This is a genomic window from Endozoicomonas sp. ONNA2, from assembly GCF_024606365.1.
In the GTDB taxonomy this organism is placed as follows: domain Bacteria; phylum Pseudomonadota; class Gammaproteobacteria; order Pseudomonadales; family Endozoicomonadaceae; genus Endozoicomonas.
Map to the genome: position 1 here is coordinate 1 of NZ_JAHHPO010000152.1, position 1,800 is coordinate 1,800.

Annotated in this window: 3 protein-coding genes; all 3 read right to left on the reverse strand. The window is 55.9% G+C overall.

Annotation, left to right across the window (positions count from 1 at the left end):
• Window positions 1-32: 32 nt before the first annotated feature.
• The gene (locus tag KDK14_RS02755; RefSeq protein ID WP_257263492.1) at window positions 33-449 is read right to left on the reverse strand and encodes an ATP-binding cassette domain-containing protein; all 417 of its coding nucleotides are present in this window, start codon (window positions 447-449) and stop codon (window positions 33-35) included.
• 1 nt (window position 450) lies between these two features.
• On the reverse strand, window positions 451-1,488 hold the full coding sequence (locus KDK14_RS02760; protein WP_257263493.1) for an iron ABC transporter permease: 1,038 nt from the start codon (window positions 1,486-1,488) through the stop codon (window positions 451-453).
• Window positions 1,478-1,800, reverse strand: a 323-nt coding sequence (locus tag KDK14_RS02765) for a hypothetical protein (RefSeq protein ID WP_257263494.1), incomplete at its 5' end; no start/stop codon positions are given. The genes KDK14_RS02765 and KDK14_RS02760, both read right to left, overlap by 11 nt.

Sequence of the window (1,800 nt, forward strand, 5' to 3'; positions counted from 1 at the left end):
TGATTGCGGTGGAGCATCTGAATATGCGGAAGTTATTTACAGACAATTCCTAAGCCATCAACTTTCCTGAGAGCTTCCCGGGTAATCATCAGATTTTCTTCATGATGACTGGCACAGGGAATTCGACCAGGCAGGACCACTTCTTCCGCCGTAAAGGGAAAACTCAAAGAGGATGACTGAGGCAAAACACCGAGCATCAGTGCCTGATGGTTCAATGGCCAGTCATTGCGACCATTAAGCCATACCTGGCCTGTGGATGGCTTACTCTGGCCACTGATGACATTCATCAGGGTACTTTTACCGGCACCGTTTGGGCCAAGTATCGACACCACTTCTGTGGGCTTCAGGGTCAGATGAATATCCTGCAGCAGGTGTCTGTCGCCAATCTGCACCGATACACCCCGGACTTCCAGCGTGTCCGGCGCTGCACTTTCCTTGCCATGGGCCATTTCAGACCATCCTTTTACGCTGCTGCCACAACAGTGACAGGAAGAAAGGGGCACCCATCAAGGCAGTGACAATACCGACAGGAAGTTCTGCAGGGGCGACGATGGTCCGGGAAATCATATCCGCAACCAGTAACAGGATACCGCCGAGCAGGGCGGAGGCTGGCAACAGAATACGATGGTCCGGACCAACGGCCAGGCGAATCAGATAGGGAACCACCAGCCCCACAAAGCCGATAAAACCACTGACGGAAACGGCAACACCCACAGCCAGGGCAGTCAGGGAAATCAGTGTCAGCTTGACCTTCTGGACATTAATGCCCAGGTGGCGAGCTTCCGACTCGCCCAGTAGCAGCGCGTTAAGCACCAGACCGTAACGACCAAGAATCAGGACAACCGGGATTAATACCGTGGCACAGATCATCACCAGATCCCGGGTGGCTCCCCCCAGGCTGCCCATTTGCCAAAAGGTCAGGCTACGCAGCATGGTGTCATCCGCTACGTAGTTCAACATCCCCATACCCGCACCGGCCAGGGCATTGATCGCCACGCCGGCCAGCAGCATAGTGGCCACCGAGGTGCCGTTGTTGGTGGTACCGACTTGATACACCAGCCAGGCGGACAGCACCCCGCCAGCGAAGGCCAGAAAGGAAACGCTGTAGCTTTGTATCAGGGATGGAGCGCCAGCAAACAGCAGACCACCCAGAACAATAGCCATTCCCGCACCCAGGGCAGCACCGCTGGAAACACCGATAATACTCGGGTCCGCCAGTGGGTTTCGGAACAGGCCCTGCATGGATGCACCGGCCACGGCCAGTGAGCCACCGACAATCAGGCCCAGCAGTGTTCTGGGTAACCGGATAGACTCAATAATCAGCGCTGACTGGCTGTTGATGGTGCTATCCGATAAACCAAACAATATGGTCAGAATATCGCCTGCGGAAACGGGCACAGCGCCAACGCCAATGGACACAACCACCACCACCGGCAGCAGGATTGCCAGTGCGGTTAACAGCAGTGCCCCCTGATGGTTACGACTCATTGGAGGATGGATTACCCTGGTCTGACTGACACTCCCCGGGAGGCTGTCCGGGAATAGACGGCCCTGCGCGGCAACTGCTCCTGCGTTGCTCTGGCCACTGCATCCATGCAGTCGTGCGGTTGCGATAAATTGGTCTAAAAGCCAGTCCGGGGCAAGAGGTGGTCAGTAGTGGCCAGGCCCCCGGTGATGCAAGATGTACTGTCAAAAAATTATCGTCGCCCACTGCCCGCAAAAGCACAAGTGATTCCAGCTTTTCGGGATGCGGGCAGCGGCTGTAGAGTAGCAATGTCGAAGTTATTTCAGGACAGCTCC